The sequence below is a fragment of the Hymenobacter rigui genome (genome assembly GCF_003944715.1).
Taxonomy (GTDB): domain Bacteria; phylum Bacteroidota; class Bacteroidia; order Cytophagales; family Hymenobacteraceae; genus Hymenobacter; species Hymenobacter rigui.
Genome location: NZ_RWIT01000038.1, coordinates 1 through 577, shown reverse-complemented (window position 1 = coordinate 577; position 577 = coordinate 1). Strand labels below are relative to the sequence as shown.

2 tRNA genes and 1 rRNA gene are annotated in these 577 nt (G+C 50.3%); all 3 read left to right on the top strand.

The window, feature by feature from the left end:
• Nucleotides 1-57 (top strand): 16S ribosomal RNA (locus EI291_RS22555); the annotation flags it as partial.
• Nucleotides 58-188: 131 nt separating this feature from the next.
• Nucleotides 189-262: transfer RNA gene (locus EI291_RS22550), tRNA-Ile, on the top strand.
• Nucleotides 263-296: 34 nt separating this feature from the next.
• Nucleotides 297-373 (top strand) — tRNA-Ala (locus tag EI291_RS22545).
• Nucleotides 374-577 lie beyond the last annotated feature (204 nt).

Here is a 577-nt window from a genome sequence, read left to right as displayed (position 1 = left end):
GGGGCTAAGTCGTAACAAGGTAGCCGTACCGGAAGGTGCGGCTGGATCACCTCCTTTCTGGAGCTTGTTCGACTCGGTTGACAAGTTGGGGCTCACCCCCCCCCATGATTTTCGTTGATCATCTGTAACCGTTATTGTCTTTTCCTTTTATTCAATCTTTTTACGGATTCGACTCCGCGAGTCGACCCGGGCTTGTAGCTCAGGTGGTTAGAGCGCTACACTGATAATGTAGAGGTCCCTGGTTCGAGTCCAGGCAGGCCCACTTCGCTTGACGAATGGTCAGGCGTGGATCAACCGGGGGATTAGCTCAGCTGGCTAGAGCACCTGCCTTGCACGCAGGGGGTCAACGGTTCGAATCCGTTATTCTCCACCATTACTGTATGCCAAATGGGTAGACAGGTGATAGAATAAATTGCTTTAGGAAACAGAATAGGTAACTGTTCATTTCCACATTGTCCTCCAACAGGGAGTGGCAGACGTTCTTTGACATAGAGGAAAACAGAGAAAAAGAAAGAGAACACAAACTGTGTGATTAACCTATGGTTAGTCACCCGGAGCCGGCCTTGTCCACGGACGA